Source organism: Photobacterium sp. R1, from assembly GCF_054600795.1.
On sequence record NZ_BAAHZP010000001.1, the window covers coordinates 576,707 to 603,686 of the forward strand.

The following is a 26,980-nucleotide window of genomic DNA, read 5'->3' on the forward strand; positions in this document are numbered from 1 at the left end:
AATGCTGCGGGGCTGATTCCTATTTTTTTCTGGCTTATCTTTCAGCCTCAAATGATACACGCCGACTTCCACACCATTGCCTGCGCTGAAGCAATTTCATCCCGAGTGACTGATTTTACACTTGTTTTTATGCCTTCTGTTTAATATTGTGGCCGTTTGGTTCCGAAAATGAAAATTATCAGCAGTCAGGGAAAGTATGAATATCAGACCGGTTTCCACGTCAGATGCCGAGGCATTGGTTGCGCTGTTTTATACACTGGATGAAGAAACAGCCTTTATGTTATTCGAGCCGGGTGAGCGTCAGCTGACTGTCGCGCAGCAGTCGGATCACATCAAGGCGTTTACCGGAAGCCGCCAGCAGGTGATGTTTGTGGCAGAAGCTGAGGACAATCAGATAGCTGGGTTTGTGGTGGGGATTGGTGGTCATGCCAACCGGAACCGGCATGCGATGTACTGTGTGATTGGTGTGCGTCAGACATACCAAGGGAAGGGGCTCGGGCGAAAATTACTCTGTGCACTGGAAACCTGGGCTGAAAGCCATGCATTTCATCGTCTCGAACTGACGGTGATGGCACATAACACAGTGGCACGGCAACTGTATGTGTCAGCAGGGTTTCAGGAAGAAGGCGTGAAGCGGGATTCGATGCGTGTTGAAGGTGCGTTCTTCGATGAAATCTATATGGCCAAACTCCTGAATGCGTAAAGGTAATTTTGTCAGGACGAAACAATAACAATCAGGGAATTCAATGGAGTCAAGAATGATTGAGTTACAAACACCCCGGCTGATCATCCGGCCATGGAAAGATGAAGATCTGGTTCCTTTTGCTGCGATGTCGGCAGATCCGGCTGTGATGCGTTATTTCCCGTCGACTTTGTCGGAGGAAGAAAGTCAGCAGGCCGCTCATCGTGCGCGAGCACTGATTGAAGAAAAAGGCTGGGGGTTCTGGGCTGTCGAGCTGAAAGAAACCGGGACCTTTATTGGGTTTGTCGGACTGCATTATCAGGACTCGGAGATTCCCAATGCGCCTTTTGTTGAGATTGGCTGGCGGCTTGCGTCTGAATACTGGGGCCAGGGCCTGGCTCCTGAAGCGGCGGAAAGGGCTCTGCAGTTTGCCTTTGATGATTTAAATGCCCCGGATGTCTATGCGTTTACGGCGCTTTCGAATCAGCCTTCTCAGCGTGTTATGAAAAAACTGGGGATGACGGATTGCCTGCAGAACTTTCTGCACCCGAAGTTGCCTGCTGATCATCAATTGGCGGAGCATTGTCTTTACCGGATTTCGCGCTCTGAATGGCTGGTCAGAAGCCAGTAAGCCCAGTCATGAAGTCAGGCGTGTCTGAAATATCTGTGGCACCGGTCATCGAAAATTGGACTATGGTTCATCAGCTGAATCAATCAAAAGGATATTGCCATGACGCTCGATGATATTTCGACCACTAGTACAGCAAAGGAACTTGGACTGAGTTGTGTGATTCCGGCCACACCGGAGAAAGTGTTCCGGGCCTGGACAGATCCGGAACTGGTGAAAGTCTGGTACGTCCCGGCGCCTTGGTCGGTGGCATCTGCAACGCTGGATGTCAGGCCCGGAGGACGCAGCCTGATTGTCATGCGCAGTCCGGACGGGCAGGAATTTCCGGCACAAGGCGTTTATCTGGAGGTGGTGCCGGGGAAACGTTTAGTCTTTACCGATGCCTTTGTGTCAGGTTGGGAAGTTTCTGAAAAGCCTTTTATGACGGTAACGCTGACCTTTGAACCCTGTGAGGGCGGAACCCGTTATACCGCGAGGGTTCAGCACTGGAGTGAACAAAGCCGGGCAGAACACGAAGAAATGGGGTTCCATGAAGGCTGGTCGCAATGTGCGTTGCAACTGACTGAGCTGGTCAAAACCCTGTAAGGCCAGTCATCAGGAAGCAATCAACCGGATGCCATCTCTCTCACCGAAGAAAGCCCTCCGAGGAGGGCTTTCGTTTAGGCGGTCTGAACTGTTGGTTCGCTCAGCAGCGTGGTCCGGAAATGATCCGGATCAGCCAGAAGAAAGCGTCCGACAGCTGCCAGATCGAGCCACTGGTTTGCCAGTGCTTGTTCAATATACTCCGGCGTTTCGATGCCGCCGACACCAATCACAGGGACGGTTAACTGCTGTTTCAGGTACGCGGCATCATCAACGAGATACCCTTCTCCCCTTTTGTCTTTCGGGCGTTTCCAGCCTCCGATGCCTGAAGAAACATTGATCAAGGCGACACCGGCTTCAACCAGCCATTCGCACACCTGAGCCATATCCTCCCGGGACAGACCATCCGGGTAGCCGTCCTGTCCCGGGACGCGGACCATTAAGGTCAGATCCGGGCTGAACAGCCGGATACTGGCAACGATCTCCAGCAGTATCCGGGCACGGTTACGCAGTGAGCCGCCATATTCATCATGCCGCTGGTTCGTCAGCGGTGATAACCATTGATTCAGACCATAACCATGGGCGCAGTGCAGCTCGACCAGATCAAAACCGGCGGTTTCTGCGCGTATGGCTGCTTCAATGAATGCGCGCTGCCAGTGGTCAATGTCTGCTTTCTCCATGGCGCGCGGTGCCGTGAGCTCTCTGTCGTAAGCCGGAACGGTGATGCCGGAAGGACCCATCATATCCGGGGTGACGTCCGGTGTGGTTTTACCGCCGCAATGTGTGAGTTGTAAACCGGCGACAGCACCGGTTTCTTTCAGCAGGGAAGCGAGCTGTGTCAGGCCGTGAAGACAATTGTCATCGTGCGCACCCAACTGGTGCGGTTCACTTCGGCCATCTTCAGTAACAAAGCTGTATTCGACCATCAGCAGTCCGGCGCCAGAGCGGGACAAACGTGCATAGTGGGCCAGCGTCTGTTCGGTGACTTTGCCATCCGTATTCGCTGTCTGGGAAGCCATCGGCGGTAAAACCAGTCTGTTTTTGAGGGTCAGGTTCCGGGAAACGGATAACGGCTGAAAACGTTTGAATGCCATGGCAACTCCTGTCGCGGCCAAAGTGTTGAAGAAACAGCGTCCAGTGTATGGAATGCTCATGTAGAATAAAGAAACTTGATTTCAACAAGTGTTTCCGTCTGGGAAACGGTAGCAAGCATGAAAATCGACGATCTGAAAATATTTGTGGCGGTCGCCAGCCAGACCAGCCTCCGGGAAGCGGCGCATGTCCTGTCGATGCAGCCGGGCACAGTGTCTAAAGTTATCCGGCGGATTGAAGGCTATTACAAACAGGAGCTGTTCCACCGGACAGGCAGCCAGTGGGGGTTAACGTCGGCAGGCAGACAGCTCCACCAGCGTGCGGTGGAACTGCTGGCTGTCAACGACACCATAGAAACCGAAATGGGACAACCTCAGCGGCTGCACCTGAGGTGCAGTGGTTCAGAAGTGTTGCAATCCCGCTTTCTGGGCATGATCACGCAGCCTTTGCTCTCCCGGTTTGGAGACGTGACGGTCGAAGCGTTCATGGATGAAGGTTGTGAGCGTTTACGCCGTCATCAGGTGGATGTGGCGCTGGTGAGTACGTCGGATGAACAGCCGATGGTAGCGGGGATCCAGGCGATTCATCTGGCTGACAGCCAGTTTGTGATTGCTGCGGGGACAGCACATCCGCTGGCCGAAAAAGCCGGTCAGGCAATCCCCATCACTGAAGTGATTGCGTATCCCTTTGTGATTCCGACGCGCAAAATTTATGGGGAAACCGGCAGTCAGCTGAGTACGGATGGCTGGCACGAAGAAGCCTTTGCCCGGCGGACCGGCGCCAGAGTGGATTCCGTTTCGGCCTTACTGGCGTTAATGAAGACCCAGGCATTTCTGGCTTACATGCCAGATTACGTTGCCGAGCAGAACGGGTTCCAGACGATCAGGACGACAGGATGTCCGTACCAGTGTCTTCAGCGGATCTGGCTCTGTTTCCATGAGCCGGTCAGGGCAGGCTGGATTAATACGTTGGCGAGCACCTTGTCACAGCCGTAAGACGATGTATCGTTCTGTCGTCACATCTGGTTGAATTTCAGTGCATCTTTGCGGATAGACTACGCTTTAAAAGGTTGTTGTCCTTTCAGAATCTGAGAGCAAAGCAGCCTGAAGGGCCGTCTGTGCTGACGCCGCGGAGCGCTCAGTGCACCCGCCCCGTTTTTGCTGAATCACCCGAAGAAGGAATTGGCGCATGGGGCTCGTTGCAATCCTTTATTCACTGATAGGGCTTGTGCTGCTGGGAGGCGGATTATGGTTAATCTCGCTGGGCGGCAGCTGGTATTTTGCCCTCGCCGGTGTTGTTCTGCTGCTTGTGGCGGCAAAGATCAGAACGAAACGGGCAAATGCCCAGATACTGTATGGCCTCTTTTTGCTGGGCTCGCTCATCTGGGCGTTATGGGAGTCCGGGTACGACTGGTGGCCCCTTGCCAGCCGGTTGGGTCTGCTCCTGATTCTGGGGATCCCGTTGCTGTTTTCTTTCAGGCTGATGGGGCGCTCCCGGATCAGCCGGCTGACCGGATACTGGTGGCTGGTTGCACTGGTCACCCTGGGCAGTCTTTTCAATGATGCGCATCAGCTGGAAGGAAAGCTGAATACGGCGCCGCTGGTACAAAACCCGGCACTCGGGACTTCCCCTGAAGCGGACTGGTTCAGTTATGGCCGCAGTAACTTTGGTCAGCGTTATTCACCGCTGGACCAGATCACCCCGAAAAATGTGAACCGGCTGGAGCTGGCCTGGCAGTATGAGACCGGAGATACCAAGGGGAAAGGCGATATCGGCGAGTTCACCTATGAAGCCACACCATTGAAGATTGGCAATGCCTTGTATTTCTGTACGCCCCATAACTGGCTGGTGGCACTGGATGCAGATACCGGCGAAAGACGCTGGGTGTATAACGCTAAAGTCGGTACCGAGAGCCAGAGACAGCATCAGACTTGCCGGGGTGTTTCCTATCTGCCGCCGGCACAGGGAGAGCCGACCATCATCACGGCGTCTGGCTCGAAAAAGGCAGAGACGCTGGCCAGTATGGATTGTGATGCGCAGCTGTTTCTGCCGACATCCGATGCCAAATTAATTGCGCTGGATCCGGCAACCGGCGCTCGCTGCAAAGGTTTTGCGGAAGATGGTGTGCTTGACCTCCTTCACAATATGCCGTTTCCGAAATCCGGTTATTACTACGCGACGTCTCCGCCGGTGGTTGCGAAAGGGGTTGTGGTGGTCGCAGGTGCAGTAAATGATAACTATGACATCAATTCACCGTCAGGGGTGATCCGGGCCTATGACGTTAAATCCGGAGCGCTGAAGTGGAACTGGGACGCGGCAAATCCGGCCGACACCAAACCGATCGCCAAAGACAAGCTGTATGCCACCAGTTCTCCGAACAGCTGGTCGATTGCCAGTGCTGATGAAAGCCTGGGGCTGATTTACCTTCCGATGGGGAACCGTACCCCGGATCAATTGGGGATGTACCGGACTCCGGATGAAGAAAAATACGCGACTTCTGTGGTTGCGCTGAACCTGGAGACAGGTAAGCCGGTGTGGGTTCAGCAGTTCGTCCATCATGATTTGTGGGACATGGATACACCGGCACAACCCAGCCTGGTGGATATTCAGACCAGTCAGGGATTGCTCCCGGGGCTGGTTGTGCCTACAAAGCAAGGGGATGTTTATGTCCTGAACCGGGCGACGGGCGAGCCAATCTATCCAATTACTGAAGTCCCTGCGCCCCAGGGAACCATTGCGGGTGACTTTGCCTCGCCGACACAGCCTGCATCAGCGCTGACGTTCAGTCCGCCGCCGCTGGAAGAAAAAGAGATGTGGGGTGCGACTGTGCTCGATCAGTTGTATTGCCGGATTCAGTTCCGAATCTTGCGCTATGAAGGCCGTTATACACCGCCGTCGGAACAGGGCACCATAGTTTTTCCCGGTAATTTTGGCGTATTCAACTGGGGGGGAATTGCCGTGGATCCGGAACGGCAGGTGATGTTCGGTATGCCATTGTATCTGGCATTTACTTCGACGCTCATTCCGAAAAGTACCGGGAACCTGGGAGAAGTGAATGTCGGGGAACATGGGGTGAATGCAAATGAAGGTGCGGAATATGCGGTTGAACTGAAGCCGTTCCTGTCGCCGTTGGGTATCCCCTGCCAGCAACCGCCCTGGGGCTATGTCGCCGGTGCGGATTTAACTCAGGGGAAAGTGATTTATCAGCATAAGAACGGAACGATTCAGGATCTGACCCCTTTGCCGTTGCCTGTGAAAATGGGGGTACCGGGTATCGGCGGCCCGGTGATTACTAAAGGCGGGGTTGTCTTTATGGCGGCCGCGGTCGATAACTACCTGCGGGCATACGACCTCAGTGACGGAGAGGAACTCTGGAAAGCGCGTCTTCCTGCCGGCGGACAGGCGACACCGATGACTTATCTGAATAGTCAGGGGGAACAAATGGTGCTGATTGTCGCTGGTGGCCATGGTTCGATTGGCACCAAGCTTGGCGATTTTGTTCTGGCATTTCAGCTGAAGGACTGAACACTGATGTCGGCAGAAGTGGGAATGACATTGGCTGAACTGTCGGGCGCCTTAGCAGCGTTCAGCGGCAGTCTGTTTTGTGGCGCGGCTTGCTATATCAGCCTTGTGGAACATCCGGCCCGAATGGAATGCGGTACGGCACTGGCCGCGACGGAATTTCCGTCCAGTTACCGGCGTGCGGCGAAGATGCAGGTCAGTCTGGCATTGTGTTCAACGCTGGCGGCCGTCACGGCCGCAGCAGCAGGGGCTTCATTGTTGTGGCTGTTGGGTGGTGCATTCATTTTTGCGGTCATTCCATTTACCTTTCTGATGATGATGCCCATCAACAGGCAACTCCGTTCTTCAGCGCTGAACAAAGACGCCGCGTCAACCTACGTCTTACTGGACCATTGGGGAAAACTGCATGGCATGCGGGCAGCTATGAGTGTGCTGGCTTGTCTGGTGTATTTTGTGCTGCTGATATTACAGGCATAAACCTGCCATGATGATTCAGGCTCCGGAAACCTCCGGAGCCATCTGCTTGAGGTTCTTAACCTGTGGTGACAATTTCCCAGTTCCCATTTTGAAGTCTGCAAGCCGTCCCCATGGCCTGCATGGTTTTATTTTGCATGGCTTTGTTCTGCTTCGTTCTGTCCTGGGCGGGAGTGTTGTAGATGGTACGGGCTTGTCCGGTGGCGGCAGGTCCGGCCCCGTGACTTACCGTGACTTCCTGTACAAACTCCCGGCAATAACGACCGCTGGTACTGGTGCCTTCCCGGGTCACCGTCACGGCGCCGGAAGCGTTGCCATCCTGCCACTGAACTGAGTTGCCAACAGATACGGTCGTGGCCTGAATCTGTGCCTGTTCAAGCCGTCTCTGCTGCGTTTCACTGAGCTGATCCAGCAGCGCAAAATGAATGGCAGTGAAGGCGAGCCATTTCGTGGCTTCCTGGTCGGTTCTGTACTGACCGTAGCCCGGGTACCAGTTGCCGTACGGGCGGGTGACCCGAATGTTGCTGACCACCCGGTAGCGATTGGCAGGAATCACAATCTGTTTCTGATTCTTACGGGCAAGGTACGCATCCACATTCATTGTGCGACGGCTGTCCATGATTCCTGAGCGCAGTTCTTCCCGGTCAATGCGGCCGGTCTTTTTCTCAACGGGGACCTGAGGATTGTAAATGGGCTGTTGTGTACTCAGAAGTGCCAGTTTGCTGCTGGACACAGGGAGAACACTGTTCGCCTGGCTGCCTGCTGCGATGGTGAGCAGCAAAACAGGCCATAGGACGGCAGGCCTTAGTACGGATAGCGAGCCCGGGCGCCTGCAAAATAAGAGTTGAGACATGGTCGGGTACTCCATATCAAAAAGCGTTGAATCGATTTGTCCTTTTCAATCAATGTGCTCCATGCTGTCCTCAGTATAGGCAGCAGGCTGATTCGGCAGGGTCAATCCTGCGTTCTGGTCTGACATTCGAGACAAAGTTCAGTCCGTGAGTCAAAGGTAAAGCCGTCAAAAACGTGAAGCGCTCAGACGGGACGCTTGTTTTTTATATCCGGCCTCAGGAGCGTGATCGCTTTAGATATTCCGGGAAATCATAGGTTATTTCTTTTTGTGCAAGGGGTTACATAGGCTATCTTTTAAAATTGACAAGCGGGAGTTGCACTGAAATTAAGTCAATTCCTTTTCAGGGCCGATGAGCCATTTGCGCTGGAATACAGACAAGGGAATGTATGCATACTGATTATTCTGAAAGTGAAAATGTCATTCGTCGCTTGCATGAAATCACTCAGGCATACGACAAAGGCTTCGATTATCAGATTGAAATGTTACTCAGGCTGGGTCTGGAGCGTTTTAATCTGGATATCGGCATCCTGGCAAGAATTGAAGGAGATACGTATTACATCGAAAACTGTGTCTGCCCTGATCATATGCCGCTCAAGCGGGGAGACACCTTTGAATTCGGAATGACTTACTGTGCGGTCACCTGCGAAGCGGAAGGTGTGGTTGCCATCGAGCATGTGGGTCAGAGCGACATTCTGGGCAGCCACCCGGCATATCGTCAGTTTGGTCTTGAATCCTACATCGCGATTCCAATTCATATGGGAAAAATGACCTGGGGAACACTGAATTTTTCCAGTCCCGGACCTTACCCGCGGCAGTTTCAGGACAAAGACATTGATGCGCTGCAGCTGATGGCAAGCTGGATAGAAGTCGAGCTGGTTCGCCTGAAGCAGGAAAAGCAGCTGCGGGAGCTCAATCTCAAGCTGAAAGAAATGGCTTCTGTGGATCCTCAGACGCAGCTCATGAACCGTGCAGTGTTTATGGATCTGGTTTCCCGCTCAATGAGTCAGTTAAGACGGTATCAGACCGAAACGGAATCGGCCATGTTACTGATCGATATCGATAATTTTCGTTCTCTGAATGACAGTTATGGTCACCAGCTTGGGGATCAGGTACTGACCGCATTTGCCGAAGTGCTGAGCCGTGGGCTGAGGAGTTATGATGCTGTGGCCCGGTATGGCGGCGATGAATTTATCATCTGGCTTGGCGAAACAGACCGGGAAGGGATCCGGGTGGTGTGCGATCGGCTGATGTCAGGGATGGCGCAGTTAAAGCTGATCGACGAAAAAATCTCAATCAGTATCGGGGTTTGTCATCTGAAAACCCGTCCATTTGGTATGGGCGATATGGCAGAGTTTATTGAGCCGGAGCAAATTATCGATGTGATGATTTCGCAGGCGGATCAGGCGCTGTGTCGTGCCAAGGCAAACGGAAGAGCCAGGTATGAGTTTTATTCGGATGAACCGGTTTATCAGGACACACTCAGCTGACATGAGTTTCAGAAAGAAATTCAAAATAGGTTGAGAAAGGGACTCAGAATGAGTTTGAGTCAGGGAACAGGACGCAGAAGTGAAGATGGATTTGAATCAGACATTGCGGCTGTGGCTAAACACCTACCACCAGGCGTTGACACAGTTGACGGAATCGGGCTTTGTACCCTCTGCTGAGGCTGTCAGAGAAGGGCTGGCGACACTGACATCAACGTTTGTCACGCAAGCACCAGATGTTGCTGAGGTGCTGAATACAAGTGTCGATGGGGAGGCCGGGGATATTCCGGTCAGAATTTATCATCCGGCCCCTCAATCAGCGTTGCCGGTGATTCTTTTTCTGCATGGCGGCGGCCATATGGCCGGCAGTGTCGCCGTGTATGACCGGATATGCCGGAAACTGGCAGCCGTGACGCAGCATCTTGTGATTGCCGTGGATTACCGGCTGGCTCCCGAACATCCTTACCCTGCCGGACTGACCGATGCCCGGAAAGTGCTCACTCAGGTGTGGCGATTACTGGATAAACATCATCAGCAATATTTCCCGATGTTGTCATTGGTCGGGGATTCCGCCGGAGGCGCTATGGCCGCGACGCTCAGCGCCGACTTTCAAAACAGCGATATTGTTGTCACGAATCAGGTGCTGATTTATCCCAGTCTGGATTACACCATGAGCCTGCCGTCTGTGGCTGAAAATGGTCAGGGACTGTTTTTGCAACAGGAGAAAATGCACTGGTACTTTGACCATTATTTCCAGCATCAGGAAAACAGACAGACGGCTTCTCCGTTATGGATGCCGGTAACCCCGGGCATGCCCCGGACGCTGGTCATTACGGCGCAGTATTGCCCGTTGCGTGATGAAGGCATTGCTTATGTGCAAAAACTGTCATCCGCTGGTGTTGAGGCGCAACACTTTCATTTAGATGACATGATTCACGCTTATCTTAATCTGGAAAATATGGTGCCTGAACAATGTGCTGCAACCTATCGTCAGATTGCAGCTTTCCTCAATAGCCGGGACGATCAGTAATTCAGGCGAATGAAGGACAGACTATGCTCGAAATTGTAATCCGCTATTGCCATTTTCTTGGCATTTTTGTGTTGTTTGCCGTGCTGGTGGCTGAGCACCTGCTGATCAAACGCCGGATGACAGCCGAAGAGATGCATCGGCTCGCCAGATTGGATGCGCTTTATGGCGTGTCTGCCGTGGTGGTGCTGCTGGCTGGACTGGGACTGTGGTTTCTGGTAGGTAAGCCCGCATCGTTCTACAGTGCCAATCCGGTCTTTCATGCCAAGCTGACGTTGTTTGTGATTGTGGCTGGGCTGTCTGTTTTCCCGACCGTCTTTTTTCTGAAACACCGCCGGACCACCCGCGAAAGTGTGCCTGTGCCTCCCATCATTCTGATCGCGATTCGGCTGGAGATACTTCTGCTGCTGGTTATCCCGTTCCTTGCTGTGCTGATGGCGCGCGGGGTGGGGCTGGGATAACGGGGTGACCCGTTGTCCTCGTACGCTGCGACATTGCCGCTATCGTCTAAGCTGAAAAGCAATCACAGGCGATTATCGGGGGCAATGATGGAATCGATCAAAAACAAACAGCTCATCACTGTGCTTTGTGAACCGGGTGAAGGCACTTTAGCGGTTCATAATCCGGCGACAGGACAGTTACTGGGCCATATTCCCACGCAAAGTGAAGCTGAGATCCAACAGGCGATTGCAAAGAGTCACCTCGCACAACAGCAATGGCGACAGAAAACGGCGAAAGAACGGGCCGTTCTGCTGCATCGCTGGTTCACGCTGATCATGGATAACCAGGATGATCTGGCGACACTGATGACTCTGGAACAGGGGAAACCCCGCAAAGAAGCCGCAGGGGAGGTGGCTTATGGTGCGTCTTTCATCGAATGGTTCGCGGAAGAAGCCAAACGAACTTATGGAGAAACCGTTCCGTCTCCTTTTGCTGACCGGCGCATTCTCACGATTCGTCAGCCCGTCGGCGTGGCCTGTGTGATCACACCCTGGAATTTCCCCATCGCCATGCTGACCCGAAAAGCGGGTCCGGCATTGGCAGCCGGATGCACAGTGGTTGCCAAACCTGCCAGTCAGACCCCTCTGTGTGCCTACGCAGTGGCGGAGCTGGCTTATGAAGCGGGGATCCCTCGTGACGTCTTACAACTGGTGACGCATTCATCAGCACGGACGGTAGGGGATTTATTCTGTGCCAGCCCGTTGGTGCGCAAAATTTCATTCACGGGTTCGACTCAGGTGGGACGCCAACTGATGGCGCAATGCGCTGATTCGGTCAAACGTCTTTCACTCGAACTTGGCGGCAACGCGCCTTTCATAGTTTTTGATGATGCAGATATCGATAAAGCGGTTCAGGGGGCTGTTGCATCAAAATACCGCAATGCCGGACAAACCTGTGTCTGTGCCAACCGGCTCTTTGCACAGCGCGGTATTTATGAGGAATTCGTCACCAAGCTGGCAAAAGCGGTGCAAAAGCTGAACGTCGGAAACGGGCTGGACGACGACGTTGCAATTGGCCCCGTGATTGACGACAGCGCCAAAGCCAAAATCAACCGTCTGATGCACGATGCAATCAGTCATGGCGCGAGATTGGTGACCGGCGGTGAGGACAGAGAAGGATTGTTTGTTTCCCCTGCGGTGCTGGCCGATGTTCGTCCGGAGATGGCGATTGCGCAGGAAGAGGTATTTGGACCGATTGCCCCCGTGATTGCTTTTGATGATGAAGCAGCCTTGTTTACTCAGGCCAATGACACGATTTTCGGGCTGGCGGCGTATTTTTACAGCCGTGACATCGGCCGGATCTGGCGCGTGGCCGAGGCATTGGAATATGGCATGGTGGGGATCAACGAAGGGATAATTTCCACCGAAGTGGCCCCTTTCGGCGGTGTGAAACAGTCAGGTTTTGGCCGCGAAGGGGGTCGTCAGGGGATTGAGGAGTATATGGATATTAAGTATCTCTGCATGGGCGGCTTGGATTCCTGAGCGCCCGATATACTTGTAATTTAGAGGGCTGCTGAAAATCACATCAATCTCAGTACGTTGCAAATTGACATCTAAGCTTAATAAAAGCAGGGGATGAGTTTGGGGCGGTTCAAAGCCTTTGTTGCCCTCAGGATGGGCCCGGTGAGTGAGGTTGATGATGGAAGCACGAGCAGTAAAGACTGTGGCAGATGCCATGGCGATTGTCGAAGAGCGCGGTTTGAGTCACGTGAAAGTCGGACTGTTTGATATCGATGGCATCATGCGTGGCAAGTATATGTCCAAAGCCAAATTTTTCTCGTCCCTTGAAAAAGGGTTTTCATTCTGCGACGTGGTATTAGGCTGGGATGTCAAAGATCAGCTTTACGACAACACCCGTTTTACCGGATGGCATACAGGATACCCGGATGCCCCGGTCCGCATTTTGCCTCATACCTGCCGCGATGTGGTGGATGAAGCCGGTATGCTGTTATTTATTGCTGAGTTTGCCGACAAGGCAGAAGCCGTCTGCCCGCGAGGGGTGTTACGCAAAGTGCTGACCAAAGCCGATGCGCTTGGTTATGATGTGCAGGCTGCCCTGGAGTATGAGTTTTTTCTGTTTCGTGAAACGCCCCATTCGGCCCGGGAAAAAGGCTTCCGCAATTTACAAACCGTCACACCGGACTGGTTCGGGTACTCGATGATCCGCAATTCAGTTTACAGCGAGCTGTACCACGACATTCTGGGCATGGGACAGACCATGGATTTCCCCATCGAAGGTATTCATTCCGAAACCGGCCCCGGTGTGATTGAGGCCGCCATCGCTGTGGACCAGGCAGAAGCCGCGGCGGATAAAGCGGCACTGTTCAAAACCTATATGAAGGTACTGGCTCAGCGGCGGGATCTGCTGGCGACCTTTATGGCCAAATGGTCGATGGACTATCCCGGTCAGAGCGGGCACATGCATATTTCTCTTCATCATAAAGGCGGGAATTCAGCGTTTTACGACACCAAAGCCAGGCATGGGATGAGCAAAATCCAGCGCCAGTTTCTGGCCGGTCAGCAGCGGTTGATGCCGGAATTTCTCTGCATGATTGCGCCAACCATCAACAGCTATACCCGAATGGTGCCCGGCTTCTGGGCGCCGACCCATGCCACCTGGGGAATTGAGAACAGGACCACGGCTTTACGGGTGATTCCGGGATCGGAAAAGACACAACGGATCGAGTATCGTTTGGGCGCAGCAGATGCGAATCCCTATCTGGCCCTGGCAGCCGCGATTGGTTCCGGTCTGTGCGGCATTATCAATGAATGGGAACCGCTCGAAGCGGTCACGGGGAATGCTTACGACCAAGCTCAACCTGCTGAACTGGCATTACCCGCGACGCTTTGGGAAGCGGCGCAGCGATTCAAAGCTTCAGATGCCGCACGAACCCTTTTGGGGGATGCCTTTGTGGAGCACTTTGCTGCCAGCCGTGAGTGGGAAGAACGTGAGTTCAGAAAGCAGGTCACCGACTGGGAACTGAGCCGGTACTTTGAAATTATCTGAGCATGGACTGAACATAGACCGGGTATGAACAGACAGAGGCTCTCTGCCAGAGAGCCTCAGGAAATTATGCCGTAACGGACTGTGATTTGACTTCAGGGCGAAGGAAGCGGGAACACAACAGGGCAATCAGAAAGACGGCCAGTCCGGCACTGATGGTGACTGCAAATCCGGCATGAATGCCGTATGCATCGATCATCCAGCCAACCACGGCAGCGCCGGCAGCAATGCCAATTCCCAGTCCGGTAATCATCCAGGTAAATCCTTCTGTCAGCTGATTTTCAGGGACAATTCTCTCCACGAGCCCCATGGTGATGATCATGGTAGGCGCAAAGAAAACACCAGCAATAAAGACAGACATCGCCAGGGTGGTGGTGCCGGTCACCAGCATCAGCGGAAGGGTCGTCAGTGCAGTGGCCAGAGCGGCAAGCAGCAGTTGCTTCCTTAATTCGAGCTGGAGTTTCAGGGTGCCAAAGAGCAGACCGGAAAGGCACGAACCAGCAGCATAGGCTGACAGGACGTAGCTGGCGGCGACAGGTTCACCCTGTTGTTCGGCAAATGCCACACTGATGACGTCAACCGTACCGACAATGGTTCCCAGGGCCAGCAGTGTCAGCATCAGCATTTTCATGGGGAGCGGTTTCAGCGCGGAATCACGGCGGTCATCTGTCATGACCTGAACGGGCGGCTCTGTCTGGGTTTGTCGTACGAAGAGTGTCACTCCGATCCCCAACAATACTGCGGCAGTGAACGGTCCGGCTTCGGGAGCCACGGAAACGCACAGTCCGACGGCGAGAGGCGGGCCGATGATAAAACAGACTTCATCCATGACAGATTCAAATGAGTACGCCGTATGAAGTCTTTCGTCCCCTTTGTAAATTGCCGTCCAGCGTGCACGAATCATGGCAGGCATGCTGGGCATAAATCCCGCCAGTGCCGCAAACAGGAAATAGCTCCAGATTGGTCCCTCATACCGAATGCAGACAAGCAGCAGGATCATGGCGATCACACTCAGTCCTGCCGCATAGGGCAGTATTTTACGTTGTCCGTATCGGTCTACGGCCCTGGAAATCTGAGGCGCGACAATGGCCATTGTGAGCGTAAATGTGGCGGCAACCGCGCCCGCCAGCCAGTAAGAACCAGAAAGTTGAGACAGCATCGTGATGATGCCAATCCCGGCCATAGAGGTCGGCATCCGGGCGATCAGCCCGGGCAATGTAAACGCCAGTGTGCCGGGCGTACTGAATAATGATTGATAGGGGTTCGCCATGAAGATCTCCATCGAAAGAAATTACGATTGCTGAAACGAATATGCCATCTCTGCATACGGGGCGTATGTGAATCTAATTGACATACATAATGTATGTCAATTATAAAATGCAATCAGTTTGATATTTGAGGTAAGCCATGGCACGGCAATCGAGAAACGAAATGATGGAAAAAACCCGGCTCAGCCTGATTGAGGTGGCCCGGAAGCAGTTTGGCAGTGCGGGATTTGCCGATACGGTGATGGATGAACTGACAGGGGAAGCCGGGCTGACACGGGGAGCGCTCTATCATCATTTTGGCAGCAAGAAAGGGCTGTTTCTGGCTGTCTATCAGCAGGTTGATCGGGATATGGATGAACGGCTGAGAGCCGTTGCATTGAGTGCACCGGACGACTGGTCGGCACTGACAGGTCGCTGTCAGGCTTATCTGAAAATGGCCACTGAACCGGACATTCAGCGGATCATCCTGCGTGATGCGACGTCTGTGCTCGACAGCGAAGTCATTCAGGCTGTCCAGCTGAACTGTGTGACTGCACTGGCGACTTTACTGAAAAAGCTGATGGAAGCACAAATGGTGTCGGAAACCTCACCGGTAATGCTTGCCCGGATGCTCAATGGCGCACTGACGGATGCAGCTTTATCGATCGCAAGAAGCAAAGATACGGCCAGTGCTCTGGCAGAGGCATCAGAGACACTGGATGTGCTGCTCACCGGCTTACGGGTTCACCCCTGATGCTGCAGGCTGGTAGTGGGTCATGATGTTTCCGTTGATTCCGTTGAGATGATGCTTTCGTTGAAAAACAATGCAAGGTAAATCTTCAGTTTGAGGGCAATCTCTCATTGTGACGCTGTCACTAATCGGTGTGGGGAATTCTGTCTTTTTCGCATCTGAAAACATGGATGAAATCAGGTAAATACCAAAGGCACACTTTGATTCGCGGGTCAGTTCGACTAGTATGAGGCGGTGCATCGGTCGGAGGGACGAAACAAGGTTATGTCACGTATTCGAGAAAAAAATCAGGAAGTTATTATCAAGTTTGCCGGACGCCTGTTCGCTGAGCAGGGCTTTGCGGCAACCAAGGTTGCGGATATCGCCAAACTGGCTGAAGTACCGAAGCCCAATGTGTATTACTACTTCAAGACCAAAGAAAACTTATATCGCGCGGTCCTGGAAAGTGTGACCCAACCTTTACTGGAAGCCTCGAAGCCGATCGAGGACCTGGATGATCCGGCGCAGGCGCTGACATCTTACATTCATACCAAACTCCGGATTTCCCGTGACCATCCGTTTGCATCGAAAGTGTTTGCCAACGAAGTGATGTCGGGCGCGCCGTTTTTGCCTGAGGATATCCGTGATGAGCTGCTGGCACAGTCCAGAATGATTATTGCCAAACTGGAACGCTGGATTGAAAAGGGTGTGATGGCCCGGGTTTCTCCACAGCACCTGATGTTCACCATCTGGGCTTCCACGCAGACCTATGCGGATTTCAGCTGGCAGATTTGTAATGTGCTTGAGAAGGAAGCGCTGGACGATCAGGATTTTGCAGACGCTGCAGCGTTTCTGACTCAGTTGGTGATTCAGGGCTGTCAGATCAAATCCGCCTGAGGAAGGTTGAGCCGGTTCAATAAAAAAGCGCTTCCGCCCAACGAGGTAAGAGCGAAAGCGCTTGGGTTTTAATCCTGAACAGAATGTTGTATTTCCAGTTGCTTATTAATTCATTAATGATGTTGCTGGAATCGAGCCACCAGTTGTTTGGCTGCTGCCTGATGCCGGTTCAGCAGTGCAGGTAAATCGACGCCAATAACCATGCCGTCATGGACTCGCCATTGACCTGCAACCATGACTCTGTCGGCCTGATGCGCACCACATAAGATCAGTGCGGCCAGCGGGTCATGGGCACCCGAGAAACGAATCTCGTCCAGACGGAACATCGCAATATCCGCCTGCTTGCCGACAGCCAGAGTTCCGAAATCCTCCCGTCCCATTGCACGAGCCGAGCCCGAGGTTGCCCAGCGTAACGCATCAAAATGGGTGACATCGGCTGAACCGTAGCGCAGCCGCTGAATGTAAAGTCCCATCCGGATTTCGTTCACCAGATTCGAACCATCGTTTGATGCTGAACCGTCGACACCCAGACCGACTTTCACACCGGCTGCTTCCAGTTCTTTGTTCCGGCAAATCCCGGAGGCCAGCATCATGTTTGACGACGGGCAATGGCAGATCCCGACTTTGGCCTGACCCAGACGACGGATTTCTTCTTCATTGAAATGAATACCGTGCGCCAGCCAGGTCCGGTGATTCAGCCAGCCGGTCTCTTCGAGATAATCGACCGGGCGAAGGCCAAAACGCTCCAGACAGAAGTTTTCTTCATCAATGGTTTCACACAGATGGGTGTGCACCATGACATTTTCCTGTTCAGCCAGCCGGGCCGTTTCCTTCATCAGATCTGTGGTGACAGAGAACGGCGAACACGGGGCCAGCGCAATCTGCGTCATGGCACCGTCACCACGCTGGTGGTACTGACGAATCAGACGCAGACTGTCGTCCAGAATGGTCTCTTCGGTCTGAATGGTATGACGTGGCGGCAGACCGCCCTCATCTTCGCCCAGGCTCATGGAACCCCGGGTGAAAATCGAGCGGATACCCAGTTTCCGTGCTGTTTCGACCTGAATATCAATGGCGTGTTCGAGTCCGTGCGGGATCAGATAGTGATGATCGGATGCAGTGGTGCAGCCGGACATCATGAGCTCAACCAGTGCCAGCTCTGTGGCAACCTGCATCATTTCTTCATCTAATCCTGCCCAGACCGGATACAGGGTTTTGAGCCAGTGGAACAGCTCTTTGTTCAGTGCATCCGGATAGGCCCGGGTCAGGGTCTGGTAGAAATGATGGTGCGCATTGACCAGACCCGGTGTGATCACATGCTCGCTGGCATCAATGACCTGATCCGGAGTCTGGCTGGGTTGTGCACCGAGGGGAACCAGCTCAATGACCTGACTGCCCCGAATGACCACGCCACCGCGGGCATCCGTTTCAGTCTCTGAGCCTGTGTAAATGGCTAAAGGGTTTTTCAGCCAAATGGTTTCCATTTTGATTTCCTTAGCCTTCTCTGCCGTTTCCGAGGAGAAGGTCTGATGGGGTGGACCTGGTGTCAGCCAGGTCCGGGGTTGATGAAAGTATTGGGATTTACTCTCTGTTCAGGATTGTTTGACGGTTTCTATGGCCTGCTTCTTTTCAGCGGACTCTGCATGCTGAATATGTGAATCGGCCAGGGCGTCTTCTTCTGTCTCTTCCTCGATTTTATCGCTCAGTGCAGATTCAGGCAGGATTTGGTTCAGCAGTACGGTAATGATGGTGCCTGTGGTGATACCGGAGTGGAACAGGCTCTGCAAATCATGCGGAAGATGCTGGATCAGACGAGGCTCAATGGTGACAGCAAGGCCAGATGCCAGACCGACACAAATCACCAGGGCATTGCGTTTGGTATCTGCAGCTTTGATCAGCATACGGATACCGGCATAGGCAATCATGCCGAACATGATGAAGCCAACACCGCCCAGGACAGGTTTAGGAATGGTCACCGCCACAGCAGCCAGTTTCGGGAACAGACCGCCGAGAATCAGTAAAGCGCCTGTCGCTGCGACAACATAACGACTGGCAACCCCTGTGATGCCGACAATACCGACGTTCTGGCTGAAAGATGCCAGTGGCATGGCCGTCAGGAATGACGCCAGTGTACTGCCCAGACCATCGCCCAGCAGGCCGCGTTTCAGGTCGTTACCCGACAGTTTGACTTTACAGTTGTTCGCCAGCGCCATGAAGTCGCCGGTCGCTTCTGCAATCACCACGATATAAACCAGGCTCATACTGACAATCGCAGACAGGCTGAAGCTCATGCCGTATTCCATGATAGCCGGGCGGCCAATCCACTCTGCGCGCGCAATCTGGTTCAGATCAACCATGCCCATTGACAGTGCAACCAGATAACCGCCTGCCAGACCGATGACAATGGCAGAAGCAGCGACGGCGCCACGGCAATAAATGGAGACAACAATAACGATGGCTAATGAAATGAAGGCCAGAAACAGTTTTGGTATGGTGGCGAACTGTTCGCTGGAGGTTGGGGCATCACCGACCCAGTTCATGGCAACCGGCAGAATGGTCAGGCCAATCAGGGTCACGACGACGCCACTGACCACATTCGGGAACAGCTTGCGAATTTTATCCATGAAGAAGCTGGCGGCGACGACGACGAATGAGCCAACCAGTGCGGCACCCATGATCGCGCCCACGCCGCCGTTATTCCCGATGTTGATGGCGACGCCCAGGAAACCGAAGCTGGAGCCCATCACGACAGGGAGACGGATGCCGACCGGGCCGACCCCGAGACATTGCACAATGGTCACAACGCCGGATGCCAGCAAGGCTGCGTTGATCAGGGTAACGATTTCATCAATGGGCAGGCCGATGGAACTGCCGACAATCAGGGGAACAGCAACAATCCCGCCGATGGAGGCAAGCATGTGCTGAATCGCGAGGAGCAGGGTAATGCTGTGTGGTGGTCTCTGGTTGAGCGTATAGAGAAGTTTCATCGTTATTTCTCCACAATTCATCCGATGAATTGGCTGCGTAGGGTTAATGTTGTGTTTACGTCTTTTGGTTTTTAAAGGGTGCAGGGACCTGCTCCTGTAGCGTTACAGAAGTGGTGTGCACCAAAATCATTGTTTATTTATGTTTTTAGAATCAGAGATACACCAGCTTGGCCACAAAGATTGCAGTCAGGATGTACATGCTGATGGAGACATCTTTGGTTCTGCCGGTCGCAACTTTCAGCACAGTGAAAGTGATAAAGCCCAGCGCGATACCATTTGCGATAGAAAATGTCAGCGGCATCATCAGTGCGGTGATTGCTGCGGGTGCTGCATCGGTGAAGTCATTCCATTTCACATGCTGCATACTTCCCATCATGACAAAGGCCACGTAAATCAGCGCACCGGCGGTGGCATAAGAAGGGATCATCCCGGCCAGAGGCGAGAAGAAAATTGCGGCAACAAACAGCAGTCCGATCACAATGGCGGACAGGCCCGTGCGGCCGCCAGCAGCAACACCTGCGGCACTCTCGACGTAACTGGTGACCGGCGGACAACCGACACAGGCACCGGCCACACTGGCGATACTGTCAGCTTTCAGCGCCTTGCTCAGACCTTCGATTCTGCCGGTTTCCTTGTTTCTCAGATGAGCGCGTTCAGCCACACCCATCAGGGTTCCCGCAGTATCAAACATGTTGACGAACAGGAAGGCCAGGATCACGCTGATCATTGAAATGTTCAGGGCACCGGTGATGTCCATGGCAAACAGGGTTGGTGCAAGACTTGGCGGCATAGCAATCACACCGTTGTACTGAACCAGTCCCAGCATGAAACCAACCAGAGTGACACTGAACATCCCGATGAGCACGGCACCAAAGATATTGCGTTCACTCAGAACCGCGATAATCAGAAAGCAGATCGCAGCCAGTAATGCCTGTGGCTGGGTAAAGTCTCCCAGGCTGACCAGTGTGGCCGGATTGTCCACGATGATCCCTGCGGTTTTCAGACCAATCAGGCCCAGAAACAGACCGACACCGGCCGTCATGGCGAAACGAAGGCTTTCGGGAATACTGTCGATGATCCATTCGCGGACTTTATAGAAACTCATCGCGACGAAGAGTACACCGGAAATAAACACGGCCCCCAGGGCGACCTGCCAGCTGTAGCCCATTTCTCCCACCACGGTGAAAGAGAAAAAAGCGTTCAGACCCATACCCGGTGCCAGACCAACAGGCCAGTTGGCGAACAGGCCCATCAGCAGTGTACCTATGGCAGCACCAATACAGGTGGCGACGAAGACAGCTTCAGCATCCATGCCTGAGGCCGACATGATTTGTGGGTTAACGAAAATGATGTAAGCCATGGTGGCAAAGGTTGTAATCCCACCGACGATCTCATTTCTCACGCTGGTGCCGTGAGCGCTGAGTTTAAACAGACGCTCTAACAATGAAGCTGAACCGGCTTCAGAACGGCTGAGCGTTTCTGTTTTCGAATTGTTCATGACGACGCTTCCTTTTTGTGCCTGGACGTCTGTGTGCTGGCTATTATTGGTGTATCCAACTTCGCAGACGAATCAGGGCTTTCCCTCTATCTCCAGGCCATCACTTGCTGAAATCCTTCCGGCCTGCTCGCTGCCGGAGACTGCATGGTTTCTGAAGTGATTAATACTTAGCCTGCACTTTTGTATACAATCTTCAAACTCTCTTGCGTCACTCCCGAACCTGCATCTGACCTCAGGCCCGAGAGTAATTGGTTGCTACTTTTGCACGGTTTTGGATCAGCTGCCCCGATATGTGGAGAAGCTGTAAGGGGATACCAGTAACGGGACGTGATAGTGGCTGCTGGTATCGGCAATTCCGAAACGGATGACAACATCATCCAGGAAAGGGACCGAAGCCAGTTCAATACCTTGCTGTCTGAAGTAGTGTGCCGTCTCGAAAATCAGCTGATATTTGCCGGCGGTGAAGTCTTCGCCTTCCAGCAAAGGCTGATCGGTTCGACCATCCGAGTTGGTATGCGTGGTTTTTACCAAAACAAAATCTGTGCCTTCCTGACGGAACAGAGACACTTTGATTTCTGCTCCGGGTAAGCCTGAGGCTGTATCAAGCACGTGAGTAGTCAGTTTTCCCATGGATAACCTCGCGCGTTGCGCTCCTTTAGTTGTACGAATATGGATGCTTTGTTGCATAGCATATTCTATGCCTTTCTGTGTGATCCGATATCAGTTCGCCACATTGTATTTAACTATGTACACAACTTTATCGATTAGTAAAGGGCTGTGTAACTGAAATGTTAACCCGGATGATAGGCGCGCTAAGCCCTTGTTGGCTATGGGAACTCGATAAGATATTGATATTTAAGAAACCAATGATTGGATCACAACTGCTTAACTTTTTTTGATTGTTCACAAAAAATGTTAGGTACATTTTATTTACAAAAAATCTGGATATTGTATACAATCGCTGTTATAAATTGATTATCAGATGGTCATAGCGTTGACCAATTAGGATCAAAAGGAGTCATGTGTGAGTAATGAGTATCCACGCAATCTGATCGGCTATGGTGCAGTACCGCCGCACCCTCGTTGGCCAAATGACGCTCGCGTCGCTGTCTCTTTTGTTCTCAACTATGAAGAAGGTGGAGAACGTTGCATTCTTCATGGCGATAGTGAGTCGGAAGCATTTTTATCTGAAATCCCAGCGGCGCAGCCTTTTCCGGGTCAGCGTCATATCAGCATGGAATCCATTTATGAATACGGCAGCCGCGCAGGTGTCTGGCGTATCCTGCGTCTGTTTAAGCAATACGATATCCCGCTGACCATTTTTGGTGTCGCGATGGCACTGGAGCGTCACCCGGATGTGGCGAAAGCTTTTGTTGAGGCAGGCCATGAAATCTGCAGTCACGGGTACCGCTGGATTGATTATCAGAACGTGGATGAGTCTGAAGAACGTGATCATATGATGAAAGCCATCGAGATCATCCAAAACCTGACAGGCGAGCGTCCGTATGGCTGGTACACAGGCCGTACCGGTCCGAATACGCGTCGTCTGGTCGCGGAAGAAGGCGGATTCCTGTATGACTCGGACGCCTACGATGATGATCTGCCTTACTGGCATGAAGAAGGCCCGAAACCTCAGCTGGTTATTCCTTACACGCTGGATGTCAATGACATGCGCTTTGCGACCGTGCAGGGCTTCAATGCCGGTGATCAGTTCTTCAACTATTTAAAAGATACTTTTGACACCCTGTATGAAGAGGGCGCGACTGCACCCAAGATGATGTCTGTGGGTCTGCATTGCCGGTTGATTGGCCGTCCGGGACGGATCGCAGCGTTGCGCCGTTTTCTGGAATATGTGAACCAGCATGACAAAGTCTGGCTGTGCCGCCGCGTTGATATTGCCAAGCACTGGCACGAGCATCACCCGCACCCAAGTATGAAGGAGTTTTAATGATGGCACGTTTTACGTCTTGCCAACCGAGCCAAATGACCAGGGATGAGTTTGTCGCTCAATTTGCTGATGTTTATGAGCACAGCCCATGGGTGGCGGAAAAAGTTTATGACAATGGCATCAGCGAGGCAGATGATGAAATCGCCACGCTCCATGCCCGGATGGCTGATACTTTGTTATCGGCCAGTCATGCAGAACAACTGGCACTGATCAACGCGCACCCGGATTTAGCCGGACGTGCTGCGGTGAATGGCGAGCTGACGGCGGCATCAACCGCGGAACAGGCAGGCGCAGGGATAGATCAGTGTTCACCTGAAGAATTCGAAAAATTCAATCGTTACAACGACAGCTACAAAGCACGATTTCAATTTCCCTTCATCATGGCAGTGAAAGGGGCCAATCGTTATCAAATCCTTGAATCCTTTGAGGAGCGATTAGGTCATGATATTGAGGCTGAGTTCAATAAGGCGCTCGAAGAGATCAATAAGATCGCTTTGTTCCGTCTGCAGACCATGTAACCAGGACAGGAATAGAAAGGATGAGTACACCAGTAAGACCACTGACGATTGAGCCGTTAACGCGCGAAGCATTTGCCCCTTTCGGAGATGTCATTGATAAAGAAGTCAGCGACTACTTTATGATCAACAATGGTTCGACCCGACGGTACCATGCCATGGCGAATGTGGATGTCGCGACTGAAGGCGGTTCAGCAATCATCAGTATCTTTGAAGCCCAGCCTCTGAGCTATCCGCTGCGGATCGCCATGATGGAGCGGCACCCGCTGGGTTCTCAGGCTTTCATTCCTTTACTGGGTCATCCGTACCTGATCGTGGTGGCCCCGAAAGGGGATACACCAGACCCCGCTCAGCTTAAGGCGTTTTACAGTAATGGACGTCAGGGCGTGAATTATGGAAAAGGGGTCTGGCACCACCCGGTGCTGGCGCTGCACGAAAACGACCAGTTTCTGGTGGTTGACCGTGCCGGACCCGGCAATAACTGCGATGAAGTGCACTTCTCTGACGATGTCCGAATCGAATTATCACTGAGCAGTTTGGAGCAGGAAGCATCAACCGTCGTACTTTGATAAGCCAGAGGCAATCAAAGAACGCATAACATAACTGGAGTTCGTTATGGATCCACATATGACGGAATGGCTGAATCTGGTAATTCGCTGGGTTCACATGATTGTAGGTATCGCATGGATTGGTGCCTCATTCTACTTTATCTGGCTGGAAAACAACCTGAACCGGGTGAACCCGAAAACCGGCTTATCCGGTGATCTCTGGGCCATTCATGGCGGCGGGATTTACCACCTGGAAAAATACAAACTGGCGCCACCCAGCATGCCGGAAAATCTGCACTGGTTTAAGTGGGAAGCTTATTTCACCTGGATCACCGGTATTTTGCTGCTGTGTGTCGTGTATTACCTCAATGCCGATATCTATCTGGTCGCACCGGGTTCCGGTCTGGGCTCAACGGCTTCCGTTGCGCTGGGCGTGGGCGCACTGGCTGCAGGCTGGATCATCTATAACCTGCTGTGTGATTCAGCGCTGGGTAAAACACCGGTCCTGCTGGCAATCCTTCTGTTCTTTGGACTGGTTGGGGCTGCGTATGGTCTGAGCCAAGTCTTCAGTGGCCGGGGTGCTTATATTCACGTTGGCGCCATCATCGGGACCATCATGGTCGGGAACGTATTCTTCGTCATCATGCCGGCTCAGCGCGGTCTGGTGAAAGCTATTGAAGAAAACCGCGAACCTGATCCGGTGCTGCCTGCGAAAGGTTTGCTGCGCTCGCGTCACAACAACTACCTGACGCTGCCTGTATTGTTCATCATGATCAGTAACCATTTCCCGAGCACCTATGGCTCTGAATATAACTGGTTGATTCTGGCAGGTCTGGCGGTATTCAGTATTCTGGTTCGCCATTACTTCAACACCCGTCATGGTGGTCAGAAGTTTGCCTGGACATTGCCGCTGGCGGCACTGGGCATGGTTGCACTGGCATTTGTGACATCTCCATACGCCAGCAGAATGGGTGAGACATCTGCTCCTGCGGCGCACGTTGAGTCTACAGCGGTGCAGGGTGAAGCGGGTCAAACCGCAGCAGCACAACCACAAAACAGTGGTGTGTCTTTTGCCCAGGTGAACAATGTGATTCAGGAGCGCTGTGCAGTCTGCCATTCTGCGCACCCGACTCATGCAGCGTTTAAAACAGCGCCTGCAGGTGTGATTCTGGATACACCGGAAGAAATTAAAGTCAATGCACCACGTATTGTTGCTCAGGCGGTTCAGACGAAAGTCATGCCGCTGGGTAACCTGACTCAGATGACTGATGACGAACGTAAGCTTATCGGTGCCTGGGTCAAACAGGGCGCGCAACTCTAGCGCCCTGTGGGGTGAAAATCCCTGCGTTATAGTCCGTTAGGCCTGAAATATCCGGTGCTGCTGTCGACCAATCTGCAGTACCGGGTAAGTAAGGTAATAATCTCCTTTACATATCAATCCATAATATGTGACCAGCCCCATACGTCTTGTATCGGGGCTTTTTTTTTGTTTCTGATAAATGTCTGAGAAAGATGGGTATTTTTAATTGACTGACGGATAAGCAAGAGGCATTGATTTCCGGGAATTTTTTGATAACAGGATCACTATTCGAACCTCTTTTCTATGTGTATTGGGATGAGTGCACCTATGTTTCGAACGAAGCATTAAAAAAGGAGTTGGTCATGGATTTTATCGAAAGATTGCAGACGCTAGCGAAAAAGGTTGAGCAGTTTGCCGGGACACTTGCAACAGAAGAGGCGACGAAAACAGCGCTGGTCATGCCTTTTTTACATTCAGTTTTAGGCTACGATGTTTTTAATCCGCAAGAAGTGATTCCCGAATTTACGGCAGATACGGCAACGAAAAAAGGCGAGAAAGTTGATTATGCACTGATGAAAGATGGTGAGGTGCAGATATTGATTGAGTGTAAAAAGTTCGGTGATGAATTATCGACGAAACATGCGGGGCAGCTTTTTCGTTATTTTTCAGTGACAAATGCCAGAATTGCCATTTTAACCAATGGTGTGAAATATCAGTTTTTTACTGATTTGGATGCACCCAACAAGATGGATGAAAAGCCTTTCCTGACTTTAGATCTTGAAAATCTGGATGAGCATTTAGTGCCAGAGGTTAAGAAGCTCACGAAAACTTCTTTTGACGTTGATTCTGTGGTGGATGCCGCAGGGGAACTGAAATATACAAGCCAGATTAAGAAAGTTTTGGGTGATCAGTTTAACCATCCAGAGGAAGATTTCGTTAAATTCTTCACTTCTAAAGTTTATGACGGGGTTCAGACACCGAAAGTAAAAGCCCAGTTTATGGAATTAACGCAAAAAGCGTTGAAGCAGTTTTTAAATGACAGCATTAATGCGCGTTTACAATCTGCGATGGGTTCTGAATCAAAATTGTCTCAGATTGAATCAGTTTCTTTATTAAATGATGATGAAGCTGAAAAAGAAGGAGATTCAAAAATTATCACGACAGAAGAAGAAATTGAAGGATTCAATGTCGTGAAAGCGATTCTTCGCCAAAAACTGGATGTCTCACGTATACACTCGCGTGATACACAAAGTTATTTTGGCGTGCTTCTTGATGACAATAATCGTAAGCCACTCTGTCGGTTACACTTTAATGCAAAGCAGAAGTATTTGGGTGTGATTGGCGAGGATAAGAAAGAGACTCGCTATCCGATAGATTGTGTCGATGATCTCTTCAATCATACGGAACTTCTGCTTTCAGTGGCCGAACGTTACATGCAACCCGAACCATCCGCCTCATAGCG

25 protein-coding genes are annotated in these 26,980 nt (G+C 52.2%); 18 read left to right on the forward strand and 7 right to left on the reverse strand.

Annotation, left to right across the window (positions count from 1 at the left end; genetic code table 11):
* Positions 1–196 precede the first annotated feature (196 nt).
* From ACYP03_RS02670 to ACYP03_RS02680, 3 genes are all read left to right on the forward strand, one after another.
* Complete coding sequence (locus tag ACYP03_RS02670; protein ID WP_330959704.1) at positions 197–703, forward strand: GNAT family N-acetyltransferase; 507 nt, start codon at positions 197–199, stop codon at positions 701–703.
* Positions 704–758: 55 nt separating this feature from the next.
* Positions 759–1,313: a GNAT family N-acetyltransferase gene (locus ACYP03_RS02675; protein WP_459778375.1), complete on the forward strand. Its 555-nt coding sequence runs from the start codon at positions 759–761 to the stop codon at positions 1,311–1,313.
* A gap of 99 nt (positions 1,314–1,412) precedes the next feature.
* Positions 1,413–1,895, forward strand: a complete 483-nt coding sequence (locus ACYP03_RS02680) for an SRPBCC family protein (RefSeq protein ID WP_459778376.1) — start codon at positions 1,413–1,415, stop codon at positions 1,893–1,895.
* A 74-nt stretch (positions 1,896–1,969) separates the two neighbouring features.
* On the opposite strand, the gene ACYP03_RS02685 is transcribed toward ACYP03_RS02680, so the two are convergent.
* Positions 1,970–2,986, reverse strand: a complete 1,017-nt coding sequence (locus ACYP03_RS02685; RefSeq protein ID WP_459778377.1) for an NADH:flavin oxidoreductase — start codon at positions 2,984–2,986, stop codon at positions 1,970–1,972.
* 117 nt (positions 2,987–3,103) lie between these two features.
* On the opposite strand from ACYP03_RS02685, the gene ACYP03_RS02690 reads away from it, so the two are divergent.
* From ACYP03_RS02690 to ACYP03_RS02700, 3 genes are all read left to right on the forward strand, one after another.
* On the forward strand, positions 3,104–3,979 hold the full coding sequence (locus tag ACYP03_RS02690) for a LysR family transcriptional regulator (protein ID WP_459778378.1): 876 nt from the start codon (positions 3,104–3,106) through the stop codon (positions 3,977–3,979).
* Positions 3,980–4,172: 193 nt separating this feature from the next.
* A complete protein-coding gene (locus ACYP03_RS02695; RefSeq protein WP_459778379.1) occupies positions 4,173–6,509 on the forward strand; it encodes a membrane-bound PQQ-dependent dehydrogenase, glucose/quinate/shikimate family in 2,337 nt (778 codons plus the stop codon).
* Between the two features lie 6 nt (positions 6,510–6,515).
* Positions 6,516–6,983 (forward strand): DUF1772 domain-containing protein, encoded by a 468-nt coding sequence (locus tag ACYP03_RS02700; RefSeq protein ID WP_248139732.1) that lies wholly within the window; start codon positions 6,516–6,518, stop codon positions 6,981–6,983.
* Between the two features lie 55 nt (positions 6,984–7,038).
* Here the strand turns inward: ACYP03_RS02700 and ACYP03_RS02705 are convergent, their stop codons facing one another.
* A complete protein-coding gene (locus ACYP03_RS02705) occupies positions 7,039–7,761 on the reverse strand; it encodes a hypothetical protein (RefSeq protein WP_459778380.1) in 723 nt (240 codons plus the stop codon).
* A 458-nt stretch (positions 7,762–8,219) separates the two neighbouring features.
* Between ACYP03_RS02705 and ACYP03_RS02710 the strand changes: the two genes are divergently transcribed.
* The 5 genes from ACYP03_RS02710 (at position 8,220) to ACYP03_RS02730 (ending at position 13,851) form a co-directional block, all read left to right on the forward strand.
* Positions 8,220–9,320: a sensor domain-containing diguanylate cyclase gene (locus ACYP03_RS02710; protein WP_459778381.1), complete on the forward strand. Its 1,101-nt coding sequence runs from the start codon at positions 8,220–8,222 to the stop codon at positions 9,318–9,320.
* Between the two features lie 85 nt (positions 9,321–9,405).
* On the forward strand, positions 9,406–10,347 hold the full coding sequence (locus ACYP03_RS02715; protein ID WP_459778382.1) for an alpha/beta hydrolase: 942 nt from the start codon (positions 9,406–9,408) through the stop codon (positions 10,345–10,347).
* Positions 10,348–10,370: 23 nt separating this feature from the next.
* Positions 10,371–10,805 (forward strand): DUF2214 family protein, encoded by a 435-nt coding sequence (locus ACYP03_RS02720; RefSeq protein ID WP_248139740.1) that lies wholly within the window; start codon positions 10,371–10,373, stop codon positions 10,803–10,805.
* A gap of 87 nt (positions 10,806–10,892) precedes the next feature.
* The gene (locus tag ACYP03_RS02725; RefSeq protein ID WP_459778383.1) at positions 10,893–12,326 is read left to right on the forward strand and encodes an NAD-dependent succinate-semialdehyde dehydrogenase; all 1,434 of its coding nucleotides are present in this window, start codon (positions 10,893–10,895) and stop codon (positions 12,324–12,326) included.
* Positions 12,327–12,483: 157 nt separating this feature from the next.
* Positions 12,484–13,851, forward strand: coding sequence for a glutamine synthetase family protein (locus ACYP03_RS02730; protein ID WP_459778384.1), 1,368 nt, complete (start codon positions 12,484–12,486; stop codon positions 13,849–13,851).
* 64 nt (positions 13,852–13,915) lie between these two features.
* On the opposite strand, the gene ACYP03_RS02735 is transcribed toward ACYP03_RS02730, so the two are convergent.
* Positions 13,916–15,118, reverse strand: a complete 1,203-nt coding sequence (locus tag ACYP03_RS02735) for an MFS transporter (RefSeq protein ID WP_459778385.1) — start codon at positions 15,116–15,118, stop codon at positions 13,916–13,918.
* A 137-nt stretch (positions 15,119–15,255) separates the two neighbouring features.
* Here ACYP03_RS02735 and ACYP03_RS02740 point away from each other — a divergent pair, with 137 nt between their 5' ends.
* Positions 15,256–15,849, forward strand: a complete 594-nt coding sequence (locus tag ACYP03_RS02740; protein WP_459778386.1) for a TetR/AcrR family transcriptional regulator — start codon at positions 15,256–15,258, stop codon at positions 15,847–15,849.
* Positions 15,850–16,110: 261 nt separating this feature from the next.
* On the forward strand, positions 16,111–16,722 hold the full coding sequence (locus ACYP03_RS02745) for a TetR/AcrR family transcriptional regulator (RefSeq protein WP_248139749.1): 612 nt from the start codon (positions 16,111–16,113) through the stop codon (positions 16,720–16,722).
* A 113-nt stretch (positions 16,723–16,835) separates the two neighbouring features.
* Here the strand turns inward: ACYP03_RS02745 and ACYP03_RS02750 are convergent, their stop codons facing one another.
* The 4 genes from ACYP03_RS02750 to uraH form a co-directional block, all read right to left on the reverse strand.
* On the reverse strand, positions 16,836–18,206 hold the full coding sequence (locus ACYP03_RS02750; RefSeq protein WP_459778387.1) for an 8-oxoguanine deaminase: 1,371 nt from the start codon (positions 18,204–18,206) through the stop codon (positions 16,836–16,838).
* A gap of 108 nt (positions 18,207–18,314) precedes the next feature.
* Positions 18,315–19,709: a nucleobase:cation symporter-2 family protein gene (locus tag ACYP03_RS02755; protein WP_459778389.1), complete on the reverse strand. Its 1,395-nt coding sequence runs from the start codon at positions 19,707–19,709 to the stop codon at positions 18,315–18,317.
* Between the two features lie 151 nt (positions 19,710–19,860).
* Entirely contained in the window at positions 19,861–21,207 is a 1,347-nt protein-coding gene (locus ACYP03_RS02760) for an NCS2 family permease (RefSeq protein WP_248139756.1), read from the reverse strand.
* A gap of 276 nt (positions 21,208–21,483) precedes the next feature.
* Entirely contained in the window at positions 21,484–21,837 is a 354-nt protein-coding gene (gene uraH / locus ACYP03_RS02765) for a hydroxyisourate hydrolase (protein ID WP_248139758.1), read from the reverse strand.
* A gap of 394 nt (positions 21,838–22,231) precedes the next feature.
* Between uraH and puuE the strand changes: the two genes are divergently transcribed.
* The 5 genes from puuE (at position 22,232) to ACYP03_RS02790 (ending at position 26,978) form a co-directional block, all read left to right on the forward strand.
* Positions 22,232–23,155, forward strand: a complete 924-nt coding sequence (gene puuE / locus ACYP03_RS02770; protein WP_459778390.1) for an allantoinase PuuE — start codon at positions 22,232–22,234, stop codon at positions 23,153–23,155.
* Between the two features lie 2 nt (positions 23,156–23,157).
* A complete protein-coding gene (gene uraD / locus ACYP03_RS02775) occupies positions 23,158–23,673 on the forward strand; it encodes a 2-oxo-4-hydroxy-4-carboxy-5-ureidoimidazoline decarboxylase (RefSeq protein WP_330959862.1) in 516 nt (171 codons plus the stop codon).
* Between the two features lie 20 nt (positions 23,674–23,693).
* Entirely contained in the window at positions 23,694–24,239 is a 546-nt protein-coding gene (locus ACYP03_RS02780; protein ID WP_459778391.1) for an ureidoglycolate lyase, read from the forward strand.
* Between the two features lie 46 nt (positions 24,240–24,285).
* Positions 24,286–25,539: a urate hydroxylase PuuD gene (locus tag ACYP03_RS02785; RefSeq protein ID WP_459778392.1), complete on the forward strand. Its 1,254-nt coding sequence runs from the start codon at positions 24,286–24,288 to the stop codon at positions 25,537–25,539.
* Positions 25,540–25,880: 341 nt separating this feature from the next.
* A complete protein-coding gene (locus ACYP03_RS02790; protein WP_248139766.1) occupies positions 25,881–26,978 on the forward strand; it encodes a type I restriction endonuclease in 1,098 nt (365 codons plus the stop codon).
* Positions 26,979–26,980: the final 2 nt, after the last annotated feature.

Bases quoted from the DNA above. Each gene is read 5' to 3' on its own strand.
- ACYP03_RS02670 (WP_330959704.1), top strand. From the start codon at position 197: ATGAATATCAGACCGGTTTCCACGTCAGATGCCGAGGCATTGGTTGCG.
- ACYP03_RS02675 (WP_459778375.1), top strand. From the start codon at position 759: ATGATTGAGTTACAAACACCCCGGCTGATCATCCGGCCATGGAAAGAT.
- ACYP03_RS02680 (WP_459778376.1), top strand. From the start codon at position 1,413: ATGACGCTCGATGATATTTCGACCACTAGTACAGCAAAGGAACTTGGA.
- ACYP03_RS02685 (WP_459778377.1), bottom strand. From the start codon at position 2,986: ATGGCATTCAAACGTTTTCAGCCGTTATCCGTTTCCCGGAACCTGACC.
- ACYP03_RS02690 (WP_459778378.1), top strand. From the start codon at position 3,104: ATGAAAATCGACGATCTGAAAATATTTGTGGCGGTCGCCAGCCAGACC.
- ACYP03_RS02695 (WP_459778379.1), top strand. From the start codon at position 4,173: ATGGGGCTCGTTGCAATCCTTTATTCACTGATAGGGCTTGTGCTGCTG.
- ACYP03_RS02700 (WP_248139732.1), top strand. From the start codon at position 6,516: ATGTCGGCAGAAGTGGGAATGACATTGGCTGAACTGTCGGGCGCCTTA.
- ACYP03_RS02710 (WP_459778381.1), top strand. From the start codon at position 8,220: ATGCATACTGATTATTCTGAAAGTGAAAATGTCATTCGTCGCTTGCAT.
- ACYP03_RS02715 (WP_459778382.1), top strand. From the start codon at position 9,406: ATGGATTTGAATCAGACATTGCGGCTGTGGCTAAACACCTACCACCAG.
- ACYP03_RS02720 (WP_248139740.1), top strand. From the start codon at position 10,371: ATGCTCGAAATTGTAATCCGCTATTGCCATTTTCTTGGCATTTTTGTG.
- ACYP03_RS02725 (WP_459778383.1), top strand. From the start codon at position 10,893: ATGGAATCGATCAAAAACAAACAGCTCATCACTGTGCTTTGTGAACCG.
- ACYP03_RS02730 (WP_459778384.1), top strand. From the start codon at position 12,484: ATGGAAGCACGAGCAGTAAAGACTGTGGCAGATGCCATGGCGATTGTC.
- ACYP03_RS02735 (WP_459778385.1), bottom strand. From the start codon at position 15,118: ATGGCGAACCCCTATCAATCATTATTCAGTACGCCCGGCACACTGGCG.
- ACYP03_RS02740 (WP_459778386.1), top strand. From the start codon at position 15,256: ATGGCACGGCAATCGAGAAACGAAATGATGGAAAAAACCCGGCTCAGC.
- ACYP03_RS02745 (WP_248139749.1), top strand. From the start codon at position 16,111: ATGTCACGTATTCGAGAAAAAAATCAGGAAGTTATTATCAAGTTTGCC.
- ACYP03_RS02750 (WP_459778387.1), bottom strand. From the start codon at position 18,206: ATGGAAACCATTTGGCTGAAAAACCCTTTAGCCATTTACACAGGCTCA.
- ACYP03_RS02755 (WP_459778389.1), bottom strand. From the start codon at position 19,709: ATGAAACTTCTCTATACGCTCAACCAGAGACCACCACACAGCATTACC.
- ACYP03_RS02760 (WP_248139756.1), bottom strand. From the start codon at position 21,207: ATGAACAATTCGAAAACAGAAACGCTCAGCCGTTCTGAAGCCGGTTCA.
- uraH (WP_248139758.1), bottom strand. From the start codon at position 21,837: ATGGGAAAACTGACTACTCACGTGCTTGATACAGCCTCAGGCTTACCC.
- uraD (WP_330959862.1), top strand. From the start codon at position 23,158: ATGGCACGTTTTACGTCTTGCCAACCGAGCCAAATGACCAGGGATGAG.
- ACYP03_RS02780 (WP_459778391.1), top strand. From the start codon at position 23,694: ATGAGTACACCAGTAAGACCACTGACGATTGAGCCGTTAACGCGCGAA.
- ACYP03_RS02785 (WP_459778392.1), top strand. From the start codon at position 24,286: ATGGATCCACATATGACGGAATGGCTGAATCTGGTAATTCGCTGGGTT.
- ACYP03_RS02790 (WP_248139766.1), top strand. From the start codon at position 25,881: ATGGATTTTATCGAAAGATTGCAGACGCTAGCGAAAAAGGTTGAGCAG.